Genomic DNA, 899 nt, shown 5'->3' with positions numbered 1-899 from the left:
CCGGTCACCGCGCCGGTCAGGGTGACGAGGTCGGTGTTGGTGCCGCCGGTCACCGTCTCGATGTTGGAGACCGTCGCCGTGTTGCCGGTGTCGGCAAGCGTCAGGCTGTCGAGGCCGGCCGCAAGGTCCACCGTGCCGGACACCGCCGTGGTGAAGGTCACCGCGTCGCGGCTCGCCTCGCCGGTCAGCGTCTCCACGTTGGCCACCGTCAGCGTGTTGACGAACTTGCCGAGCACCAGCGTGTCGCTGCCGCCGTTGAGATCCACCGTCCCGGCGGTCACCGCCGAGCCGAGCACCACCCGGTCGGCGCCCGTGCCGCCGGTCACCGTTTCCACGTTCAGGACCGTCGCCGTGCCGCCCGTCACCAGCGTCAGCTGGTCGGAGCCCGCGCCGAGATCGATCACCGCGTTGGAGAGGGTGTTGGCCAGCCACACCTGGTCGGAGCCGGTGCCGCCCGTCACGCTCTCGATGTTGACCACCGAGAGGGTGTTCGCCGCCACCGAGGCGAGGACCAGGCGGTCCGTGCCGCCGAGGAGGTCGAGGCTGCCGGAGGTCATCGCCGTCGCCAGCGTCACCGCGTCGGCCGAGGTACCGCCGACCAGCGTCTCCACGTTGGAGACCGTGACCGTGTTGCCCGCGCTCGAGAGCGTCAGGCTGTCGTTGCCCGCACCGAGGTTGATCGTGAAGCCGGTCACCGCGCCGGTCAGGGTGACGAGGTCGGTGTTGGTGCCGCCCGTCACCGTCTCGATGTTGGAGACTGTCGCCGTGTTGCCGGTGTCGGCCAGCGTCAGGCTGTCGAGGCCGGCCGCAAGGTTCACCGTGCCGGACACCGCCGTGGTGAAGGTCACCGCGTCGCGGCTCGCCTCGCCGGTCAGCGTCTCCACGTTGGCCACCGTCAG

Annotated in this window: 1 protein-coding gene; it reads right to left on the bottom strand. The window is 70.7% G+C overall.

What is annotated here, in order from left to right:
• The coding region (locus HZ321_RS21475) for a hypothetical protein (protein WP_425305427.1) at window positions 1-899 on the bottom strand (899 nt) is incomplete at both ends.

The sequence above is a fragment of the Chthonobacter albigriseus genome (assembly GCF_013839445.1).
GTDB lineage: Bacteria > Pseudomonadota > Alphaproteobacteria > Rhizobiales > Pleomorphomonadaceae > Chthonobacter > Chthonobacter albigriseus.
Note: the sequence above shows the minus strand (reverse complement) of the source record. Positions and strands in the feature narration are given on the sequence as shown.